Origin of the sequence: Streptomyces sp. NPDC090994 (assembly GCF_044768905.1) — a bacterium.
In the GTDB taxonomy this organism is placed as follows: domain Bacteria; phylum Actinomycetota; class Actinomycetes; order Streptomycetales; family Streptomycetaceae; genus Streptomyces.
This window is the reverse complement of record NZ_JBIVWS010000021.1, coordinates 95,986-115,516: the sequence shown is the minus strand read 5'-3', so window position 1 is coordinate 115,516 and position 19,531 is coordinate 95,986. Positions and strand designations below refer to the sequence as shown.

Sequence of the window (19,531 nt, the reverse complement as noted above, 5' to 3'; positions counted from 1 at the left end):
ACGCTGTGCTCGCTTACCTCATCAGGCGGCTGTTCGCCGCCGCAGTGATGCTGGTGGTCATCATCCTGGTGGTCTTCGGCATCTTCTTCCTCGTCCCCAAGTGGGCGGGCGTCGACATCGCCTCGAGCTTCGTGGGCAAGCAGGCCGACCCGGCCGCCGTCGAGGCGGTGCGGCAGAAGCTGGGCCTGAGCGACCCGATCTACTCCCAGGTCTGGGAGTTCTTCAAGGGCATCTTCGTGGGCCGCACCTACGCGGGCGGCGGCGACGTCACCCACTGCGCCGCCCCCTGCTTCGGGTACTCCTTCCGCAGCGAACAGGCCATCTGGCCGGTGCTGACCGACCGCTTCCCGGTGACCCTGGCGCTGGCGCTCGGCGCGGCCGTGCTGTGGCTGATCTTCGGTCTGGCGGCCGGTGTGCTCTCCGCGCTGAAGCGGGGCAGCTTCTGGGACCGCGGCGCGATGGTCGTGGCCCTGGCGGGCGTCTCCCTGCCGGTCTACTTCACCGGCATGGCCAGCCTGGCGGTCTTCGCGTTCGGGCTCGACTGGCTCGACGCCCGGTACGTACCCCTGGCGGACAGCTTCACCGGCTGGTTCGGCGGCCTCATCCTGCCGTGGATCACCCTGGCGTTCCTCTACGCCGCGATGTACGCCCGGATCACCCGCGCCACCATGCTGGAGATCCTCGGCGAGGACTACATCCGCACCGCCCGCGCCAAGGGCCTGCGGGAGCAGACCGTCATCGGCAAGCACGCCATGCGCTCCACGCTGACGCCGATCCTCACCATGCTGGGCATGGACCTCGGCGCCCTCATCGGCGGCGCCATCCTCACCGAGACCACGTTCAACCTGCCCGGTCTCGGCCAGGCGGTGCTGGCCGCCATCCGCAACCAGGACCTGCCCGTCATCCTGGGCGTCACCCTGATCACTTCTCTCGCGGTGCTCATCGCCAACCTCGTGGTGGACGTCCTGTACGCCGTGATCGACCCCCGAGTGAGGCTCGCATGACCGACCTCAGCAAGAGCGGAGCCGCGGTGGGCGAGCCCACCGGCACCTCTCCCGCGCCGACCGCCTTCCTCGAAGTACGCGACCTGAAGGTGCACTTCCCGACCGACGACGGCCTGGTCAAGTCCGTCGACGGGCTCAGCTTCCAGCTGGAGAAGGGCAAGACCCTCGGCATCGTCGGCGAGTCCGGCTCCGGCAAGTCGGTCACCTCGCTGGGCATCATGGGCCTGCACACCGCCGGCCAGTACGGCAAGCGCAAGGCGCAGCTGTCCGGCGAGATCTGGCTCGACGGCACCGAGCTGCTCTCCTCCGACCCGGACGAGGTGCGCAAGCTGCGCGGCCGCCAGATGGCGATGATCTTCCAGGACCCGCTGTCCGCGCTGCACCCGTACTACACGATCGGCCAGCAGATCGTGGAGGCGTACCGCGTCCACCACCCCGTGGACAAGAAGACCGCCAGGCGCCGCGCCGTGGAGATGCTCGACCGGGTCGGCATCCCGCAGCCCGACAAGCGGGTGGACAGCTACCCGCACGAGTTCTCCGGCGGCATGCGCCAGCGCGCGATGATCGCGATGTCGCTGGTCAACAACCCCGAGCTGCTGATCGCCGACGAGCCGACCACCGCCCTGGACGTCACCGTCCAGGCGCAGATCCTGGACCTGATCCGGGACCTGCAGAAGGAGTTCGGCTCCGCGGTCATCATCATCACCCACGACCTGGGCGTCGTCGCCGAACTCGCCGACGACCTGCTGGTGATGTACGGCGGCCGGTGCGTGGAGCGCGGCCCGGCCGAGAAGGTCTTCTACGAGCCCCGCCACCCCTACACCTGGGGCCTGCTCGGCTCGATGCCGCGGCTCGACCGCGAGCAGCAGGAGCGGCTGATCCCGGTCAAGGGCTCGCCGCCCTCGCTCATCAACATCCCGTCCGGCTGCGCCTTCAACCCGCGCTGCCCGTACGCCGACGTGCCCAAGGACGACATCACCCGCACGGTCCGGCCCGAGCTGACCGAGGTCGGCAGCAAGCACTGGGCCGCCTGCCACATGTCGCAGGAGCAGCGGGAGCGTATCTGGACCGAAGAGATTGCGCCGAAGCTGTGAGTGACAAGGCAGAGGACACACCGGTGAGCATCCCCGCGCAGAGCGAAGGCACCGTGATCACCAAGGACGCCGCCCCCGGCGAGGTGCTGCTGAAGGTGAGCGGGCTGGAGAAGCACTTCCCGATCAAGAAGGGGCTGCTCCAGCGGCAGGTCGGCGCGGTGCACGCGGTCGACGGACTCGACTTCGAAGTCCGCTCCGGTGAGACCCTCGGCGTCGTGGGCGAGTCCGGCTGCGGCAAGTCGACCATGGGCCGGCTGATCACCCGGCTGCTGGAACCGACCGCGGGCAAGATCGAGTTCGAGGGCAAGGACATCACCCACCTCGGGGTCGGCGGGATGCGCCCGCTGCGCCGCGATGTGCAGATGATCTTCCAGGACCCGTACTCGTCGCTGAACCCGCGCCACACCATCGGCACCATCGTCAGCGCCCCCTTCAAGCTCCAGGGCGTCGAGCCCGAGGGCGGCGTCAAGAAGGAGGTGCAGCGGCTGCTGTCGGTGGTCGGGCTCAGCCCCGAGCACTACAACCGCTACCCGCACGAGTTCTCCGGCGGCCAGCGCCAGCGCATCGGCATCGCCCGCGCGCTCGCCCTGAAGCCCAAGCTGGTCGTGGCCGACGAGCCGGTCTCCGCGCTGGACGTCTCCATCCAGGCCCAGGTCGTCAACCTGCTCGACGACCTCCAGCAGGAGCTGGGCCTGACGTACGTGATCATCGCGCACGACCTCTCCGTCGTCCGGCACGTCTCGGACCGGATCGCGGTGATGTACCTCGGCAAGATCGTCGAGCTGGCCGACCGCGACCTGCTCTACAAGACGCCGATGCACCCGTACACCAAGGCGCTGATGTCGGCGGTCCCGATCCCGGACCCCGCGCGCCGCGGCGCCCAGAGCGAGCGCATCCTGCTCAAGGGCGACGTGCCCTCGCCGATCTCGCCGCCCAGCGGCTGCCGCTTCCACACCCGGTGCTGGAAGGCGACGGAGGTGTGCAGGACCACCGAGCCGCCGCTGAAGGAGCTGCGGCCGGGACAGCAGGTGGCCTGCCACCACCCGGAGAACTTCGCCGACCAGGCCCCGCAGGACGTCGTCCTGCTCTCCGACGCCAAGGAGGCGGCGGAGCTGGTCTCCGAGGAGGCGCTCGCGGCGTCGGCGGCGACCTCGGCGGCGGTGGCGGCGGAGGTCGCGTCCGAGGCGGCGACGGAAGAGCAGACGGAGAACAAGACCGCCGAGGAGAAGTAGTCCACCGGCTGTGGCGCACGGTTGCCGTCGCGGTCTGCCCAGCGAGCCCCCGCCTTCGTTCGCAAGGCGGGGGCTCGCCCGCGGGTGAGAATGACCGGGTGTACCAGCAACTGTTCACCCCGTCCGTCCAGCACACGCTCGATCTGATCGGCATCTTCGTCTTCGCGATCTCCGGCGCGCTGCTGGCCGTCCGCAAGAACTTCGACGTGTTCGGCATCGCCGTCCTCGCCGAGGTCACCGCGCTCGGCGGCGGACTCTTCCGGGACCTGGTGATCGGCGCCGTACCGCCCGCCGCCTTCACCGACCTGGGGTACTTCGTCACCCCGCTGCTCGCCACCGCGCTGGTCTTCTTCCTCCACCCGCACGTCGAGCGCCTCCAGACCGGCGTCAACGTCTTCGACGCGGCCGGGCTCGGCCTGTTCTGCGTGGCCGGCACCACCAAGGCGTACGACTACGGCCTCGGCCTGACCGCCTCCGCCTGCCTCGGCCTGGCGACCGCGGTCGGCGGCGGCGTGCTGCGGGACGTGCTCGCCAACGAGGTGCCCTCCCTGCTGCGCTGGGACCGCGACCTGTACGCCGTGCCCGCGACCGTCGGCGCCACGATGGCCGCCCTGTGCATCCGCTTCGACGTCCTCACCCCGCTCACCACCACCCTCGCGGTGGTCACCGCGTTCGTGCTGCGGCTGTGCGCGATGCGGTTCCACTGGCGGGCGCCGAGGGCCTGGAACCGGCGGTCGACGGTGCTGGAGGCGGAGTAGCTGCCGCCAGGGCATGCAAAGCTACCGCTTAGTATTCTTCTGCTGTAGCGTGCAGCCATGCCAGAAGCAGCCTCCGCAGCGGCCGCACGGGCCACCCTCGGTGACAGCGAGTTCGACCGGGACACCGCCCTCACCCCGCGCGAACCCGGCGTCTACGCCCTCGACCTCTCCGCCGACTGGACCGTCTTCGGTGTGGTGAACGGCGGTTACCTGCTGGCGGTCCTGGGCCGCGCGCTCGCCGACGCCCTGCCGCACCCCGACCCGTTCACCGTCTCGGCGCACTACCTGACCGCGTCCCGCCCCGGCCCGGCCCTCGTCCGCACCGAGACCATACGCACCGGCCGCACCCTCTCCACCGGCCAGGCGTCCCTCTTCCAGTACGACGAGGAGGGCAACGAGGTCGAACGCATCCGCGTCCTCGCCTCCTACGGCGACCTGGGCACCCTGCCCGACGACGTCCGCACCTCGGCCGAGCCGCCCGCGATGCCGCCGCTCGACCAGTGCCTCGGCCCCCAGGACGGACCCGCGCCGGTCTCCGGCGGCTCGGCCTTCGCCGACCGGCTGCTGCTCAAACTGGACCCGGCGACGCTGGGCTGGGCGCTCGGGCGGCCCTCGGGCAAGGGGGAGATGCGGGCCTGGTTCGCGCTCGCCGACGGCCGCGACGCCGACCCCTTCGCCCTGCTCCTCGCGGTCGACGCGCTGCCGCCGACCGCCTTCGAGATGGGCCTGTCCGGCTGGGTCCCCACGGTCGAACTCACCGTCCACGTACGGTGCCGCCCGGCTCCGGGCCCGCTGCGCGTGTCCGTCACCACCCGCAACCTCGCCGGCGGCTTCCTGGAGGAGGACGCCGAGGTCTGGGACGGCGCGGGCCGGCTGGTGGCGCAGTCGCGGCAGCTGGCGCGGGTGCAGCTCGGCTGATCCGCGCTCGCCGCGCGTCCTCGCCCGCGTCGCGTGTCCGTGCGCGCCGGCGGGGCGGCCGGTGGGGGTGCCGGCGGGGCGGTCGGCGGTGGCTCAGTCCGTCCAGTGCTCCCGGCCGATGCCGATCAGCCGCAGCCGGCGGGAGGCCAGCCGGCGGACGCGTTCGTGTTCCTCGGCCGGGGCCTGCGCCGCGTCCAGGAAGAGGGAGGCGGTGCTCAGCATCTGGTCGACGTAGAGGCCCGCGAGCATCAGCAGGTCGTCGTCGTGCCAGCCCGCCGACTCCGGGTCCGTGGCCAGCTCGGCCTTCACCTCCCCGGCGAACCGGGCGAGCTGCTCCCGTATCGCCTCCCGCACCGGCTGCACCCCGCCGTGGCGTTCGCGGGCGATGAAGCGCACGTGCGAGGGGTGCTCGCGCACATGGCGGGCGATCAGCTCGACGGCGCGGGCGATGCGTTCCTCGCGGTCCCCCTCCGGGGACAGCGTCGTCCGGATCATCGGGTGCAGGCTGCCCAGCGCCTCCTCGACCAGCGCGACGCCGAGGTCGGCCGTGGAGCGGAAGTGCCGGTAGAAGGCGGTCGGCGCCACGCCCACGGCGCGGGTGACCTCACGCAGCCCCAGGCTGCTCAGGCTCTGCTCCTCCAGCAGTTCGAGCGCCGCGTCCAGCAGCGCCTGCCGGGTCCGCTGCTTCTGGGCCTGCCGGACGCCGAGGGTGTGACTCATGCCATGTAGTTAACAACTGTTCTCCAGAATTGGAAAGTCGTCCCGCGCGCTAGACTGGGAACTCAGTGGACAAGTGTTACTACAACCGTTCACCGAATGTTGGGGGAGTCGACCTCATGCTGTTCCTCGTCGCCGCGCTGCTGCTGTTCGGCCTCGTGCTGGGCACCGTCGCCCACGCGCCGCTGGGCCTCTCCGCCGTCGCCGCCGCCGTCATCGCCGTCTGGCTCGGTGTCTTCGCGCTCCGCGAGCGGCACCGCCGCCGGAGCACCTCCGCTCACTGACCCCACCGACCCCCACCGACTCCTGGAGGGAGATCACCATGCGGCTCACCGCACCGGCCACGGCCACCCGCCGCACCGGGTTCCAGGACGCGGACGGCATGGCCGTCGCCTCCTTCGTCCTGGGCCTGCTCGGCCTGCTGGTCCTCAACGTCGTCCTGGGGCCGGTCGCCATCGCGCTGGCCGGCACCGCCCTGTGGCGCGGCACGGCCCGCCGCGGCCGGGCGCTGCTGGGCCTCGGCCTGGGCATCGCCGACCTGCTCGTCCTGGCGGCGCTGGTCCAGGCCGACCAGACCGTCTCGTGGAGCCTGTGAGCCCGCTCGGCCGGGCCGGCCGGGCCGTCCGGTGTTGCCGGTGAGCCCGCTCGGCCGGCGGAACGACCGTGACCCGAGCCCGGCCGGGGACGCCCCGTAGAATCGGCGTCACCATGGCTTACCTCGACCACGCCGCGACCACCCCGATGCTTCCCGAGGCGGTCGAGGCACTCGCCGCGCACCTCGGCGTCACCGGCAACGCCTCCTCCCTGCACGCGTCCGGCCGCCGCGCCCGGCGCACCGTCGAGGAGGCCCGGGAGACCCTCGCCGCGGCCCTGGGCGCCCGCCCCAGCGAGGTGGTGTTCACCTCCGGCGGCACCGAGGCCGACAACCTCGCCGTCAAGGGCCTGTACTGGGCCCGCCGCGACGCCGACCCGGCCCGCACCCGGGTCCTGGCCAGCCCCGTCGAGCACCACGCCGTCCTGGACGCCGTGCACTGGCTCGGCGAGCACGAGGGCGCCACCGTCGAATACCTCCCGGTCGACGCGCACGGCCGCGTCCACCCCGAGGCGCTGCGCGAGGCCATCGCCCGCGACCCCGCCGACGTGGCCCTGGCCACCGTCATGTGGGCCAACAACGAGATCGGTACGGTGCTGCCGGTCCGTGAACTCGCCGACGTCGCCGCCGAGTTCGGCGTACCGCTGCACGCCGACGCGGTGCAGGCGTTCGGTCAGCTCCCGGTCGACTTCGCCGCCTCCGGGCTGGCCGCGATGACCGTCTCCGGCCACAAGATCGGCGGCCCTTACGGCATCGGCGCGCTGCTGCTGGGCCGCGAGCACACCCCGGTCCCGGTGCTGCACGGCGGCGGCCAGGAACGCCACGTCCGCTCCGGCACCCTCGACGTCCCCGCCGTCGCCTCCTTCGCGGTCGCCGGGCGGCTCGCCGCCGAGCGGCGCGAGTGGTTCGCCCGCGAGATCGGCGCCCTGCGCGACAGCCTGGTCGAGGCGGTGCGCAAGGCGGTCCCGGACGCGATCCTCGGCGGCGACCCCGTGGACCGGCTGCCCGCCAACGCCCACTTCACCTTCCCGGGCTGCGAAGGCGACTCCCTGCTCCTCCTCCTCGACGCCCAGGGCATCGAGTGCTCCACCGGCTCCGCCTGCACCGCCGGCGTCGCCCAGCCCAGCCACGTCCTGCTGGCCACCGGCACCGCCCCCGACCTGGCCCGCGGCACCCTGCGCTTCTCGCTCGGCCACACCTCCACCGAGGCCGACGTCGAGGCGGTCGCCCGGGCGATCGGCCCGGCGGTGGAACGGGCACGGGCGGCCGGACTGACGTAGGGCCTCGGGCGGACCAGGGGACCCAGGCGGCCTCAGGCGGCCTCAGGCGGCGGAGTCGCCCGGTCCGCCGCTCGACGCGGAGGCGGATGCGGAGGCCGAGGGAGAGGCCGAGGGGGACGGCGTGTCCGACGGCAGCGCCGTCGTCGCCCGCCGCACCAGCTTCATGTACCGGTCCCAGTCCCAGTGCGGCCCCGGATCGGTGTGGTCGGTCCCCGGCACCTCCACGTGCCCGATGATGTGCTTCCGGTCCACGGGTATCTCGTACCGCGCGCAGACCCCGGCCGTCAGCCGCGCCGACGCCTCGTACATCGCGTCCGTGAAGTCCTGCGGCCGGTCCACGAACCCGGCGTGCTCGATGCCGACACTGCGTTCGTTGTACGCGCGGTTGCCCGCGTGGTACGCCACGTCCAGCTCGCGGATCATCTGGGTGATCCGCCCGTCCTGCCCCACGATGTAGTGCGAGGCGGCCTGGTGGTCCGGGTTCTGGAAGGCGCTGACCGCGCCGTCGAAACTCCCCTGCGTGACATGAATGATCACCATGTCTATGGGGTAGTCCTCGGGCCGGTCCGCGCGCCGCCAGTTCGCGTCCGCCGCCGCCACCCACTGCGCGCCCTGGTAGTCGACCACCCCGTCGTCGCGCGGTCTGTCCACGCCCGGCACCCGCCACCACAGCCGCCCCAGCTCGTCGCGGGCCAGCACGGCCGCGCCCACGGCCGTCACCGCGCCGCCGACGATCAGCGCGCGCCTGCCGATGCGCCGGTCGGTGTCCTTGGGTGATCCGCTGGGCGATCCGTCGGGGGATCGGCTGTTCGCCTCCATGTGATCGAGAACGCATATCCGCGCGATCCGGTTCCCGGACCCCCGTACCCTGGAGGAGTTATGACTGACGACACCCCGCAGCGCACCCGCCGCCCTCTCCGTGTCCTCGCCGCCATGTCCGGCGGAGTCGACTCCGCCGTCGCCGCCGCCCGCGCCGCCGAGGCCGGGCACGACGTGACCGGCGTCCACCTCGCGCTCTCCGCCAACCCCCAATCCTTCCGCACGGGCGCGCGGGGCTGCTGCACCATCGAGGACTCCCGCGACGCCCGCCGCGCCGCGGACGTCATCGGCATCCCCTTCTACGTGTGGGACCTCGCCGACCGCTTCCGCGAGGACGTCGTCGAGGACTTCGTCGCCGAGTACGAGGCCGGCCGCACCCCCAACCCCTGCCTGCGCTGCAACGAGAAGATCAAGTTCGCCGCGCTGCTCGACAAGGCCCTCGCCCTGGGCTTCGACGCGGTCTGCACCGGCCACTACGCCCAGGTCGTCGTCAAGGAGGACGGCACCCGCGAACTGCACCGCGCCTCCGACCTGGCCAAGGACCAGTCCTACGTCCTCGGCGTCCTGGACGACCGCCAGCTCGCGCACGCGATGTTCCCGCTCGGCGACACGGTCACCACCAAGGACGAGATCCGCGCGGAGGCCGAGCGGCGGGGCCTCGCCGTCGCCAAGAAGCCCGACTCGCACGACATCTGCTTCATCGCCGACGGCGACACCCAGGGCTTCCTCGCCGGCCGCCTCGGCCGCGCCGAGGGCGACATCGTCGACGAGGCGGGCAACAAGCTGGGCACCCACGAGGGCGCGTACGGCTACACCATCGGCCAGCGCAAGGGCCTGCGCATCGGCACCCCCGCCCCCGACGGCAAGCCGCGCTACGTCCTGGACATCTCCCCGGTGACCAACACGGTCACGGTCGGCCCCGCCGACGCCCTGGACGTCAGCGCCCTGCGCGCGATCAAGCCCCGCTGGTGCGGCGCCGCCCCGTCCGGGCCCGGCACCTACACGGCCCAGCTCCGCGCCCACGGCGAGGAGACCCCGGTCCGCGCCGAACTAGTCGACGGCGAGCTGGAGGTCGCCTTCGAGCAGCCGGTCCGCGGGGTGGCCCCCGGCCAGGCGGTCGTCCTGTACGACGGCACGCGCGTGGTGGGCTCGGCGACGATCGCCTCGACCGCGCGGGCGACGGCGTCCGTCTGATCCGGTGCGAGCCGGTGCTGGGCGGAGGAGGCCCGGCCTGCTGGACGCGGCGCGGGTGGCGACGCCGCCCCGCCCGGCCGCCGGGATGCCCGGGGACGCTCAGTCCCCCGCGAAGAACCGCGCCAGCACCGGCGCCAGCACCCCCGGTTCCACCATGTGGCTCTGGCCCTCCAGCTCGCCGTACCGGCCGTCGGGCACCGTCTCCGCGATCTCCCGGGCCGCCGCACGCATCGACGCCGCGCCCGCGCCGCCCGCCAGGGCCAGCACCGGCACGCCGATTCCGGCCAGCGCCTCGCGGGGTGGACGCCCGTCGCCCAGTACCGCGTCGTCGTACGCGAGGCTGGGCGCGACCGACTCCAGGCCCGCCCACATGGGGGACTGGCGGGCCCTGCCGATGACGTCCTCGCCCAGGCCGGTGAGGCGCAGGAACAGCTCCACCGCGTCTCCGCGCCGGCCGCCGCGCAGCGCCTGGGTCAGCCGCCCGGTGTACTCCGCGCGGGCCGCCACGGCGGCGTCGTCCATCGCGTACGGCACCTCGTAGACCGCCACCCGCCGCACCGGCAGCCCGCTCGCCGCCGCCCGCAGGGCCAGCGCGCCGCCGGACGAGACGCCGTACAGGCACGCCTCGTCGCCCAGCGTCCCGACCAGCGCCGCCAGGTCCTCGACCTCGCGGTCGACGGCGTACGGCGGCGTGTCGCCGCTCTCGCCGCGCCCCCGGCGGTCGTACACCAGGACCTCGAAGCGGTCCGAGAGCGCGGCGGCCAGCGGCGCGAGCGTGGCGCCCGTCGACAGGGCGCCGCTGACCAGGACGAGCGCGGGACCCGTCCCGGTGCGGGTGTGGGCGAGCGGGGTGCCGTCGCGTGACTGTGTCTTCTCCATGTCTGTGCAGGTTGCCCTACCGCGCCAGGTCAACCGGTCACGACACCTCCACGTCGTAGAAGCACAGGTGATCCTTGATCTGCTGTACCTCCTCCTTGGGGTCCGGATACGCCCAGACGGAGTCCGGGGCGTCCGGCAGCGACCAGTAGACGGCGTCGCCCTTGAACGGGCAGTGGGTGGTCGTGCGGGACGGGGTCAGCAGGTCCACGCGTACGTCCAGTGAGGGGATGTAGTAGCGGTCGGGGCAGCCCGTCTCCCGCAGCAGCAGGGCCTCGTCGCTCTCCGCCAGGACCTGTCCGTCGCGCGTCACGCGCACGTGCCGGTCACTGGGCTCCACGGTGATGCGGTGTCCGGTGGTCACGATCGTCCTCCTCGATGGGCGGTGTCCTTGGTGACAGCACGCCGCGAAACCGACTTCTTCCCCGCTGGGACGGCGCCGTACCGTTGCCCCATGAACATCTGCGTCTTCCTCTCCGCCGCCGACCTCGACGAGCGCTACACACGTCCCGCCAAGGAGTTCGCCACCCTGCTCGGCAAGGGCGGGCACACGCTGGTGTGGGGCGGCTCGGACGTCGGGCTGATGAAGGTGGTCGCCGATGGTGTGCAGGAGGCCGGCGGGCGGCTGTGCGGGGTCTCCGTGGAGTTCCTGGCGGCCAAGGCGCGCGAGGGCGTCGAGGAGATGATCGTCGCCCGGGACCTGGCCGAGCGCAAGCGGCTGCTGCTGGAGAAGGCCGACGCCGTGGTGATCATGGTGGGCGGTACCGGGACGCTCGACGAGGCGACCGAGATCCTGGAGCTGAAGAAGCACGGGCACACCGACAAGCCGGTCGTCCTGCTCAACACCGCGGGCTTCTACGACGGACTCAAGGAGCAGTTCCGCCGGATGGAGGACGAGGGGTTCCTGCCGCGTCCCCTGGGCGAGCTGGTGTTCTTCGCCGAGGAGCCGGTCGGCGCGCTGGCCTACCTGGAGGAGAGCCGGGGCGTCGCCTGAGCCGGCCGGGGCACGGAACGGTCCGGCGGTGATGCGAGCATGGCGGCATGGCTACACATGTGATCACCGGAGCCGGCTCCGGCATCGGCGCGGCCGTCGCCCGCCGCCTGCACGCGCGCGGGGACGACATCGTGCTGCACGCGCGCGACGCGGGCCGCGCCAAGGAACTGGCCGCCGGGTACCCGGGCGCCCGCACCCTGGTCGGCGACCTGGCGGACCCCGACAAGCTGTCCTGGGCCCTGTCCCACCAGTCGCTGCCGGACCGGGTCGACTCCCTGCTGCACATCGCCGGCGTCGTCGACCTCGGCCCGGTCGGGGAGCTGACCCCGAAGTCCTGGCGCCACCAGCTCAACGTCAATCTCGTCGCGCCCGCCGAACTGACCCGCCTGCTGCTGCCGCAGCTGCGCGCCGCCCAGGGACACGTGATCTTCGTGAACTCCGGCTCGGGGCTCAACGCCCACGCCGAGTGGGCCGCGTACGCCGCCTCCAAGCACGGCCTGAAGGCCCTCGCCGACTCCCTGCGCCACGAGGAGCACGCGGGCGGGGTCCGGGTCACCTCCGTCTACCCGGGCCGCACGGCGAGCCCCATGCAGGCCAAGGTGCACCAGCAGGAGGGCAAGGAGTACGACCCGGCGCGCTGGATCGACCCCGAGTCCGTCGCCACCACGATCGTGATGGCCCTGGACCTCCCCAGGGACGCCGAGGTCAACGACCTGACGGTGCGCCCCGGGCGGTGAGCGGGACGCCGTACGTTCCGTAGGCTGCCGGGGTGAGCGACAACAGCCAGATCAGGTTCGGTGCGGCCACCGGCGTCGGGTCCCTGCCGGGGCAGGACGCGCGCGAGGCCGTCAAGACCGTCACCGGCACCTTCGAGAACTTCCCCTTCCTGCCCGAGCTGCCCGCCCGCGGACCCGGCGCCGACATGATCGGGCGCACCGCCGGGATGCTCGTCGAGCTGTACGCGCGCGTGGAGCCCAGCGGCTGGCGGCTCGGCGACCGGCCGGGCCGGGACACCAAGCGGGCCCGGTCCTGGCTCGGGGAGGACCTCGACGCCTTGGAGGAGTTCACCCAGGGCTACGAGGGCCCGCTGAAGGTGCAGGTCGTCGGCCCGTGGACGCTGGCCGCCGCGCTGGAGCTGCGGAGCGGCGAGGCGGTCCTGAGCGACGCCGGGGCCTGCCGGGACCTCGCCGCCTCCCTCGCCGAGGGGCTGCGCGAACACCTCGCGGAGGTCGCCCGCCGCGTCCCCGGCGCCACCCTCGTGCTCCAGCTCGACGAGCCGTCCCTCACCGCCGTACTGCGCGGCCAGGTGCGGACCGCCAGCGGCTACCGCACCCACCGGGCCGTCGACCGGCAGGTCGTCGAGGCGGCCCTCCGCGACGTCGCCGGGGTGCACGGGGGCGGCCCGGTCGTGGTCCACTCGTGCGCGCCCGACGTCCCGTTCGCCCTGCTGCGCCGGGCCGGCGTGGACGGCGTCTCCTTCGACTTCTCGCTGCTCACGGAGCGTGACGACGAGGTGATCGGGGAGGCCGTGGAGGGCGGGACGCGGCTGTTCGCCGGTGTCGTGCCGGGCACGGACGGCCCATTGTCAGACCCTGCCGGTAGCGTCATGGGTGTCAGGACGCTGTGGCGCAGGCTGGGGCTGCATCCGGGGCTTCTCGCGGACGCGGTCACGGTGACTCCGGCGTGCGGACTCGCGGGCGCGTCCCCCGAGTACGCGCGGCGGGCCCTCGCCCACTGCGTCCGGGCGGCGAGATCCCTCGCGGACGACCCAGAGTAACGGGAGGACATACACGGTGGCCGGCGACAAGCAGGCGGAGACGACGAACGTGCCCGCCGAGGCACGGGAGAAGCACGTTCAGCTCGCTGAGCGGATCGAGGAGCACCGCTTCCGGTACTACGTGAAGGACGCCCCCGTCATCAGCGACGCGGACTTCGACCGGCTGCTGCGCGACCTGGAGGCGCTGGAGGAGGAGTACCCGCCGCTGCGCACCCCCGAATCACCGACCCAGAAGGTCGCCGGCTCCTACGAGACGGAGTTCACCGCCGTCGAGCACCGCTCGCGCATGCTCTCCCTGGACAACACGTTCAACGAGGAGGAGCTGACCGCCTGGGCCGAGCGCCTCCACAAGGAGCTGGGCGAGCAGAAGTTCCACTTCCTGTGCGAGCTGAAGGTCGACGGCCTCGCCGTCAACCTCACCTACGAGCACGGCCGCCTGGTCCGCGCCGCCACCCGCGGCGACGGCCGCACCGGCGAGGACATCACGCCCAACGTCCGCACCATCGCCGACATCCCCGAGCGGCTGACCGGCGACAAGGTCCCCGACCTCGTGGAGATCCGCGGCGAGGTCTACTTCCCGATGGAGAAGTTCGAGGAGCTGAACGCCCGTCTGGTCGAGGCCGGCGACAAGCCCTTCGCCAACCCGCGCAACGCGGCGGCCGGTTCGCTGCGCCAGAAGGACCCCCGCGTCACCGCGAGCCGCCCGCTGCACATGGTCGTCCACGGCATCGGCGTCCTGGAGGGATACGCGGGCCTGACCCGCCTCTCCGAGGCGTACGGCCTGCTCAAGGAGTGGGGCCTGCCCACCTCCCCGTACAACCGGGCGGTCGAGACCCTCGCCGAGGTGCACGAGTTCATCGCGTACTACGGCGAGAACCGGCACTCGGTGGTGCACGAGATCGACGGCGTCGTCGTCAAGCTCGACGAGATCCGCCTCCAGGGCCGGCTCGGCTCCACCGCCCGCGCCCCCCGCTGGGCCATCGCCTACAAGTACGCGCCCGAAGAGGTCAACACCAAGCTCGTCGACATCAAGGTCGGCGTCGGCCGCACCGGCCGGGTCACGCCCTACGCCCAGGTCGAGCCGGTGACGGTGGCCGGCAGCGAGGTGGAGTTCGCCACGCTGCACAACCAGGAGGTCGTCAAGGCCAAGGGCGTCCTCATCGGCGACACGGTGGTGCTGCGCAAGGCCGGTGACGTGATCCCGGAGATCCTCGGGCCGGTCGCCGACCTGCGGGACGGCAGCGAGCGGGAGTTCGTGATGCCGGCCGAGTGCCCCGAGTGCGGGACGCCGCTGCGTCCCATGAAGGAGGGCGACATCGACCTCCGCTGCCCCAACGCGCGCAGCTGCCCCGCCCAGTTGCGCGAGCGCGTCACCTATCTCGCCGGCCGTCAGTGCCTGGACATCGAGCACTTCGGGGGCGTCGCCGCCGCCGCGCTGACCCAGCCGCTGGAGCCGGCCGACCCGCCGCTGGTCGACGAGGGCGACCTGTTCGACCTCACGATCGAGAAACTGCTGCCCATCAAGGCGTACGTCCTGGACCCGGACAGCGGGCTGCCCAAGCGCGACCCCAAGACCGGCGAGGAGAAGGTCGTCACGGTCTTCGCCAACCAGAAGGGCGAGCCGAAGAAGAACGCCCTCGCCCTGCTGAAGAACATCGAGGAGGCCAAGACCCGCCCCCTCGCCCGGTTCCTCAACGGGCTCTCCATCCGGCACGTCGGACCGGTCGCCGCGCAGGAACTCGCCCGCCAGTTCCGCTCCGTGGACCGCATCGAGCAGGCCACCGAGGAGGAACTGGCCAACACGGACGGGGTCGGGCCGATCATCGCCGCCTCCCTCAAGGAGTGGTTCGCCGAGGAGTGGCACCGCGAGATCGTCCGCAAGTGGAAGGCGGCCGGCGTCCCCCTGGAGGAGCAGTCCTCCGGCGAGGACGAGGGGCCGCGCCCGCTCGAAGGCCTCACCGTCGTCGTCACCGGCACCCTGGAGCGCTACACCCGGGACGGCGCCAAGGAGGCCCTGCAGAGCCGGGGCGCCAAGGTGACCGGTTCGGTGTCGAAGAAGACCTCGTTCGTCGTCGTGGGCGACAACCCCGGGTCGAAATACGACAAGGCGATGCAGTTGAAGGTCCCGGTGCTCGACGAGGGCGGCTTCGACGTGCTGCTCGAACAAGGGCCCGAAGCCGCCTCGGACGTCGCGCTTTCGGCTGAGGAATAGCGGTTGAAGGCCACCCGTTCAGCGCATATCAGTTGCATAGGGGTGGCCAGGGCGCAATCGGGCAACCGTCGACGACCGGTGCCCGTGGAAGCCTTCCGCGGCCTACTGTTGGGACGTGCGCCTGCCGTGCCCAGCCGCGGCCGGGGCACTGCCCGTGCTCCGAAGGAGCCGGGAAACGGACTTTCCCGCGCGGAACCGTCGGCGGCCCCCTTCGGGCACCGGGCCGCGTGGCGTGGGCACCGCCGGCTGTGAGAGGGACGGGAATGGAACCGACCGAGAGCGCCGCCCCGGGCTCACGGCTGCGCCCGCGTCGCCTGTGGGAGGCGGCGCGTGCGAGCCGGTGGGCCGGGCGGCCTTCTCAGGAGGGCGGCGGCCAGGGGCGCACCGCCCGGGTCGCGCCGGCCGGCCGTGGCACCGGGCACGCCTCCGGCCTGCCGGACACCGACGCCGAACGGCACCTGTCCTGGCCCGCGTTGCCCGCGGCGGTCGTCGCGGCGGCCGGGTTCGTCCTGGGCGCCGGGTTCTACCGGGCGTTCACCGACGGGCACGCGCTCTTCCCGTCCGGCGCGGCCGGCTGGTCGCTCGCCGTGCTGACCGGCATCGTCGTCGGCCACCTCGTCCTGCTCGGCCGCGCCCGCTGGTGGGGCGGCACCGGCTCCGGCGCCGCCCTCACCCTCGCCGTGCTGCTGCTCTACGGCTGGGTCCCGGCCGGCATGGTCAGCCTCACCGTCGTCGTCCTGGTCGGCGTCGCCCGCCGGGGCCGCTGGCGCCAGGGCGTGCTGCACGGCGCGGTCGACATCCTCGGCATCGCCGCCGGTGCCGCCCTGCTGGGCGCCTGCGGCGCCGCCCCGTCCGTCGAGACGCCCTGGGACCCGGGCACCTGGACGGTCGCCGCGGCGCCCAAGGTGGTGCTGGTCGCCGTCGCCTACCTCGCCGTCACCCGCATCCTGCTCTGGTACCTGCACACCCCGCGCCCCGGCCTGCCCACCATCGCCCGCACCGCCCTGACGCGACAGGGCCTGGTCGCTATCGCCCTGCTCGGCATCGCCCCGCTGATCTGCGTCGTCGCCTTCGCGCAGCCGGTGCTGCTGCCCCTGTTCGCGATCCCGCTGATCGCCCTCGACTCCACCCTGTGGATCGCCCGCGCCCGCGCCGAGGAGCAGCTCCGCGACCCGCTGACCGGACTGCCCAACCGGCAGTGGCTCCAGGAACGCATCTGGACGGCGCTGGACGACGCCGAGCGGATCGGTGTCCGTACCGCCCTGATGCTGATCGACCTCGACCGTTTCCGGTCGGTCAACGACACCCTCGGGCACCTGGCCGGCGACCGGCTGCTGCTCCAGATCGCCGACCGGTTGCGGGCGGCGCTGCCGCGCGGGGCGGAGGCCGCGCGGCTCGGCGGCGACGAGTTCGCCGTCCTGCTGCCCGTCACCGACTCCACCACGTCCGCGACCCGGGTCGCCCGCGGCCTGGTCGGCGCCCTCAGCTCCCCGCTCGACCTGGACGGACTCACCCTGGTCCTGGAGGCCAGCGCCGGGGTCGCCGTCTTCCCCGACCACGGCCTGGACGCCGAAGGGCTGCTGCGCCGGGCGGACGTGGCGATGTACCAGGCCAAGCGGGACCGCACGGGCGTCGAGGTCTACGAGTCCAAGCGGGACTCCAACACCCCCGACCGCCTCGGCCTCCTCGGTGACCTGCGCCGCGCCCTGGACGCCCGGGAGGTCGAGCTGCACTACCAGCCCAAGGTCCGCTTCGACGGTCAGGTCGCGGGCCTGGAGGCGCTGGTGCGGTGGGTGCACCCCGAGCGGGGCAAGGTGCCGCCGGACGAGTTCATAGCCATCGCCGAGTCCTCGGGGCTGATGCCCCATCTGACGGAGTACGTGCTGGAGACGGCACTCGCCCAGGTCGCCCGGTGGCGGGCGCAGGGTCTGTTCGTGCCGGTCGCGGTCAACGTCTCCCCGCGGGACGTGCACTCGCCCGGCTTCGCCGGCCTGGTCGCCGCGCGCCTCGCCCGGCACGGCGTCCCGGCGGGCGCGCTCCAGCTGGAGATCACGGAACACGTCCTCCTGGAGGACCCGCAGCGCGCCGCCGACACCCTGGCCGGGCTGACCGGGCACGGGGTGAAGATGTCCCTGGACGACTTCGGCACCGGGTACTCCTCCCTCGTCCACCTGCGCAAGCTCCCCGTCAGCGAGCTGAAGATCGACCGTTCCTTCGTGGCCCGGCTGGCCGTCGACAACGAGGACGCGGAGATCGTGCGGTGCACGGTCGACCTCGCGCACTCCCTGGGGCTGCTGGTCGTCGCGGAGGGCGTCGAGGACGACGAGACGTGGGAGCGGCTGCGGGACCTCGGCTGCGACGCGGTGCAGGGGTGGCTGGTCGCCGCCGCGATGCCGCCGGACGAGACGACGGCCTGGCTGCGGGCGCGGGGGTCGAGGGGATGGCAGCGGCCGGCCGCCGTCCTCCCGGCGGCGGTGGAGGAGTAGGGCGGGAGGAGTAGGGCGGTCGGTCCGTCGCCGGGTGCCGGTCCGCCGGGGGTCGGCGCACGGTTCCGTCCCCCTCCGGCGGCTCGGCACTCCCGGCGGTTCCGCGCCCCGGCGGCTCCGCGCACCCGGAGGGCGCCTGCACCCCCGTACCCGTACCTCTAGAAGCGTGAGCAGAGCAGGGCCAGTCGGCGGTCGTGGGCCTCTTCCGGGAGGCGGCCGCTGCGCATGAGGGTGACCAGGCCGTGCAGGCCGGCCCAGAAGGTCTCGGTGAGCAGTGCCGGGTCCTCGCCCTCGGCGGCGACCGGCGCCACCGCCCCCGCCAGTTCCCCGAACGCCTCCCGCAGCGCCTCCGGCGCCTCCGGCGTGGCGAACGGCAGCCCCACCGTGAGCGTGAACATGGCGTCGTACAGGGCGGGCCGGCGCCGCGCGAACGCCGTGTACGCCTCGCCCACCGCGGCGAGCGCCGCCCGGCCCTCCGGAGCCCCGGCACGGGCCGCCCGCAGCTCGGCGGCCAGTTCCGCGAACCCCTCCTCCGCGACCGCCGCCCTGATGGCGTCCTTGCCCTTGAAGTGGCTGTAGAGGACGGGCTGGCTGTACTCGATCTCGGCCGCCAGCCGCCGTGTGGTCACCGCGTCCCAGCCCTCGGCCTCGGCCAGCTCCCGCGCGGCGGCCACGATCAGCCGCTCCCGCTCCGCTCGTTCGCGCTCCCGGCGCGTCTGGATCGACATGACCCGGATTCTAGCAGCGCTAGACAATCTGCTGCCGACAGATCTAGTGTCGCTCGTGCATCTAGCGCTGCTAGCAAGGGGACATGCCATGACCGTGACCGCCTACACCCTGGCCGTCGTCCTGAACCTCTTCATCCTCTTCATCGGGGCCCGCTTCCTGTTCCGGCCCCGGCCCGCCGCCGCCGGGTACGGCGTGCCCGCCAAGCCGGACGGCGACGCCGCCTATCTGGCCGTCAAGGGGGTCAGGGACGCCACCTTCGGCGTGGTGGGGCTGGCGCTGCTGGCGTTCGCCGGGGCCGCCGCGGAGGCCTGGTTCATGCTGGCCGTGGCGCTCGCGCCGCTCGGCGACACCCTGATCGTGCTGCGCCACGGCGTTACGAGGGCGGTGGCCTTCGGTGTCCACTTCGCCACCGCGGTCGTCGTTCTGGTCACCGCGGGCCTGCTCTTCGCCCTCTGACCGGCAAACCGTTTAACGGCGAGCGGGCGCCGCCCCATAGGATTGGGCGACACACTGACACACTGCACACCCACTCTCACCCCAGAGGAACGCTGCATGCCTGGCATCACGCGCGAGGAGGTCGCCCACCTCGCCCGGCTGGCGCGTCTGGAGCTGAAGCCCGAAGAGCTCGATCACTTCGCGGGACAGCTGGACGACATCATCGGCGCGGTCGCCCGCGTCAGCGAGGTCGCCGACCAAGACGTACCCCCGACCTCGCACCCGCTCCCGCTGACCAACGTCATGCGGCCGGACGAGGTCCGTCCGTCGCTCACGCCCGCGCAGGCGCTCTCCGGCGCCCCGGCCCAGGAGCAGCAGCGTTTCAAGGTGCCGCAGATCCTGGGGGAGGAGTAA

21 protein-coding genes are annotated in these 19,531 nt (G+C 72.8%); 16 read left to right on the top strand and 5 right to left on the bottom strand.

Going from position 1 to position 19,531, the window contains the following annotated elements:
• Positions 1 to 5: 5 nt before the first annotated feature.
• The 5 genes from ACIQR3_RS31110 to ACIQR3_RS31090 all read left to right on the top strand — a co-directional run bounded on the left by ACIQR3_RS31110 (position 6) and on the right by ACIQR3_RS31090 (position 5,006).
• Positions 6 to 1,004, top strand: coding sequence for an ABC transporter permease (locus ACIQR3_RS31110; protein WP_215166609.1), 999 nt, complete (start codon positions 6 to 8; stop codon positions 1,002 to 1,004).
• On the top strand, positions 1,001 to 2,098 hold the full coding sequence (locus ACIQR3_RS31105) for an ABC transporter ATP-binding protein (RefSeq protein ID WP_403543961.1): 1,098 nt from the start codon (positions 1,001 to 1,003) through the stop codon (positions 2,096 to 2,098). Before ACIQR3_RS31110 ends, ACIQR3_RS31105 begins: the two co-directional genes overlap by 4 nt.
• Positions 2,099 to 2,121: 23 nt before the next feature.
• Positions 2,122 to 3,330 carry an ABC transporter ATP-binding protein gene (locus tag ACIQR3_RS31100; protein ID WP_403543960.1) on the top strand — a complete coding sequence of 403 codons (1,209 nt, stop codon included), beginning with the start codon at positions 2,122 to 2,124 and terminating at the stop codon, positions 3,328 to 3,330.
• A 98-nt stretch (positions 3,331 to 3,428) separates the two neighbouring features.
• On the top strand, positions 3,429 to 4,088 hold the full coding sequence (locus ACIQR3_RS31095; protein WP_215166612.1) for a trimeric intracellular cation channel family protein: 660 nt from the start codon (positions 3,429 to 3,431) through the stop codon (positions 4,086 to 4,088).
• Between the two features lie 57 nt (positions 4,089 to 4,145).
• On the top strand, positions 4,146 to 5,006 hold the full coding sequence (locus ACIQR3_RS31090) for a thioesterase family protein (protein WP_403543959.1): 861 nt from the start codon (positions 4,146 to 4,148) through the stop codon (positions 5,004 to 5,006).
• 93 nt (positions 5,007 to 5,099) lie between these two features.
• Here ACIQR3_RS31090 and ACIQR3_RS31085 read toward each other — a convergent pair whose 3' ends face one another.
• Positions 5,100 to 5,726 carry a TetR family transcriptional regulator gene (locus ACIQR3_RS31085; RefSeq protein ID WP_403543958.1) on the bottom strand — a complete coding sequence of 209 codons (627 nt, stop codon included), beginning with the start codon at positions 5,724 to 5,726 and terminating at the stop codon, positions 5,100 to 5,102.
• A 116-nt stretch (positions 5,727 to 5,842) separates the two neighbouring features.
• Between ACIQR3_RS31085 and ACIQR3_RS31080 the strand changes: the two genes are divergently transcribed.
• From ACIQR3_RS31080 to ACIQR3_RS31070, 3 genes are all read left to right on the top strand, one after another.
• On the top strand, positions 5,843 to 6,007 hold the full coding sequence (locus ACIQR3_RS31080; protein ID WP_215166616.1) for a hypothetical protein: 165 nt from the start codon (positions 5,843 to 5,845) through the stop codon (positions 6,005 to 6,007).
• Positions 6,008 to 6,045: 38 nt separating this feature from the next.
• Positions 6,046 to 6,318, top strand: coding sequence for a DUF4190 domain-containing protein (locus tag ACIQR3_RS31075; RefSeq protein WP_403543957.1), 273 nt, complete (start codon positions 6,046 to 6,048; stop codon positions 6,316 to 6,318).
• Between the two features lie 113 nt (positions 6,319 to 6,431).
• Entirely contained in the window at positions 6,432 to 7,595 is a 1,164-nt protein-coding gene (locus ACIQR3_RS31070) for a cysteine desulfurase family protein (protein ID WP_403543956.1), read from the top strand.
• A gap of 42 nt (positions 7,596 to 7,637) precedes the next feature.
• On the opposite strand, the gene ACIQR3_RS31065 is transcribed toward ACIQR3_RS31070, so the two are convergent.
• Complete coding sequence (locus tag ACIQR3_RS31065) at positions 7,638 to 8,414, bottom strand: N-acetylmuramoyl-L-alanine amidase (protein ID WP_403543955.1); 777 nt, start codon at positions 8,412 to 8,414, stop codon at positions 7,638 to 7,640.
• Positions 8,415 to 8,474: 60 nt separating this feature from the next.
• On the opposite strand from ACIQR3_RS31065, the gene mnmA reads away from it, so the two are divergent.
• Entirely contained in the window at positions 8,475 to 9,608 is a 1,134-nt protein-coding gene (gene mnmA / locus ACIQR3_RS31060; RefSeq protein WP_403543954.1) for a tRNA 2-thiouridine(34) synthase MnmA, read from the top strand.
• A gap of 99 nt (positions 9,609 to 9,707) precedes the next feature.
• Here mnmA and ACIQR3_RS31055 read toward each other — a convergent pair whose 3' ends face one another.
• The gene (locus tag ACIQR3_RS31055) at positions 9,708 to 10,487 is read right to left on the bottom strand and encodes an alpha/beta fold hydrolase (RefSeq protein ID WP_403543953.1); all 780 of its coding nucleotides are present in this window, start codon (positions 10,485 to 10,487) and stop codon (positions 9,708 to 9,710) included.
• Positions 10,488 to 10,524: 37 nt separating this feature from the next.
• On the bottom strand, positions 10,525 to 10,848 hold the full coding sequence (locus ACIQR3_RS31050; protein ID WP_215166622.1) for a DUF427 domain-containing protein: 324 nt from the start codon (positions 10,846 to 10,848) through the stop codon (positions 10,525 to 10,527).
• Between the two features lie 90 nt (positions 10,849 to 10,938).
• Between ACIQR3_RS31050 and ACIQR3_RS31045 the strand changes: the two genes are divergently transcribed.
• The 5 genes from ACIQR3_RS31045 (at position 10,939) to ACIQR3_RS31025 (ending at position 17,953) form a co-directional block, all read left to right on the top strand.
• Positions 10,939 to 11,478, top strand: coding sequence for a TIGR00730 family Rossman fold protein (locus tag ACIQR3_RS31045; RefSeq protein WP_215166623.1), 540 nt, complete (start codon positions 10,939 to 10,941; stop codon positions 11,476 to 11,478).
• A 47-nt stretch (positions 11,479 to 11,525) separates the two neighbouring features.
• Positions 11,526 to 12,215 carry an SDR family oxidoreductase gene (locus tag ACIQR3_RS31040; RefSeq protein WP_403543952.1) on the top strand — a complete coding sequence of 230 codons (690 nt, stop codon included), beginning with the start codon at positions 11,526 to 11,528 and terminating at the stop codon, positions 12,213 to 12,215.
• A gap of 32 nt (positions 12,216 to 12,247) precedes the next feature.
• The gene (locus tag ACIQR3_RS31035) at positions 12,248 to 13,255 is read left to right on the top strand and encodes a methionine synthase (RefSeq protein WP_403543951.1); all 1,008 of its coding nucleotides are present in this window, start codon (positions 12,248 to 12,250) and stop codon (positions 13,253 to 13,255) included.
• Positions 13,256 to 13,271: 16 nt separating this feature from the next.
• Positions 13,272 to 15,467, top strand: a complete 2,196-nt coding sequence (gene ligA, locus ACIQR3_RS31030) for an NAD-dependent DNA ligase LigA (protein WP_403543950.1) — start codon at positions 13,272 to 13,274, stop codon at positions 15,465 to 15,467.
• A gap of 263 nt (positions 15,468 to 15,730) precedes the next feature.
• Positions 15,731 to 17,953, top strand: a complete 2,223-nt coding sequence (locus ACIQR3_RS31025) for a putative bifunctional diguanylate cyclase/phosphodiesterase (protein ID WP_403543949.1) — start codon at positions 15,731 to 15,733, stop codon at positions 17,951 to 17,953.
• Positions 17,954 to 18,111: 158 nt separating this feature from the next.
• Here ACIQR3_RS31025 and ACIQR3_RS31020 read toward each other — a convergent pair whose 3' ends face one another.
• The gene (locus tag ACIQR3_RS31020; protein WP_403543948.1) at positions 18,112 to 18,681 is read right to left on the bottom strand and encodes a TetR/AcrR family transcriptional regulator; all 570 of its coding nucleotides are present in this window, start codon (positions 18,679 to 18,681) and stop codon (positions 18,112 to 18,114) included.
• An 88-nt stretch (positions 18,682 to 18,769) separates the two neighbouring features.
• Here ACIQR3_RS31020 and ACIQR3_RS31015 point away from each other — a divergent pair, with 88 nt between their 5' ends.
• A complete protein-coding gene (locus ACIQR3_RS31015; protein WP_403543947.1) occupies positions 18,770 to 19,138 on the top strand; it encodes a DUF4267 domain-containing protein in 369 nt (122 codons plus the stop codon).
• 96 nt (positions 19,139 to 19,234) lie between these two features.
• Positions 19,235 to 19,531, top strand: coding sequence for an Asp-tRNA(Asn)/Glu-tRNA(Gln) amidotransferase subunit GatC (gatC, locus tag ACIQR3_RS31010; RefSeq protein WP_023546575.1), 297 nt, complete (start codon positions 19,235 to 19,237; stop codon positions 19,529 to 19,531).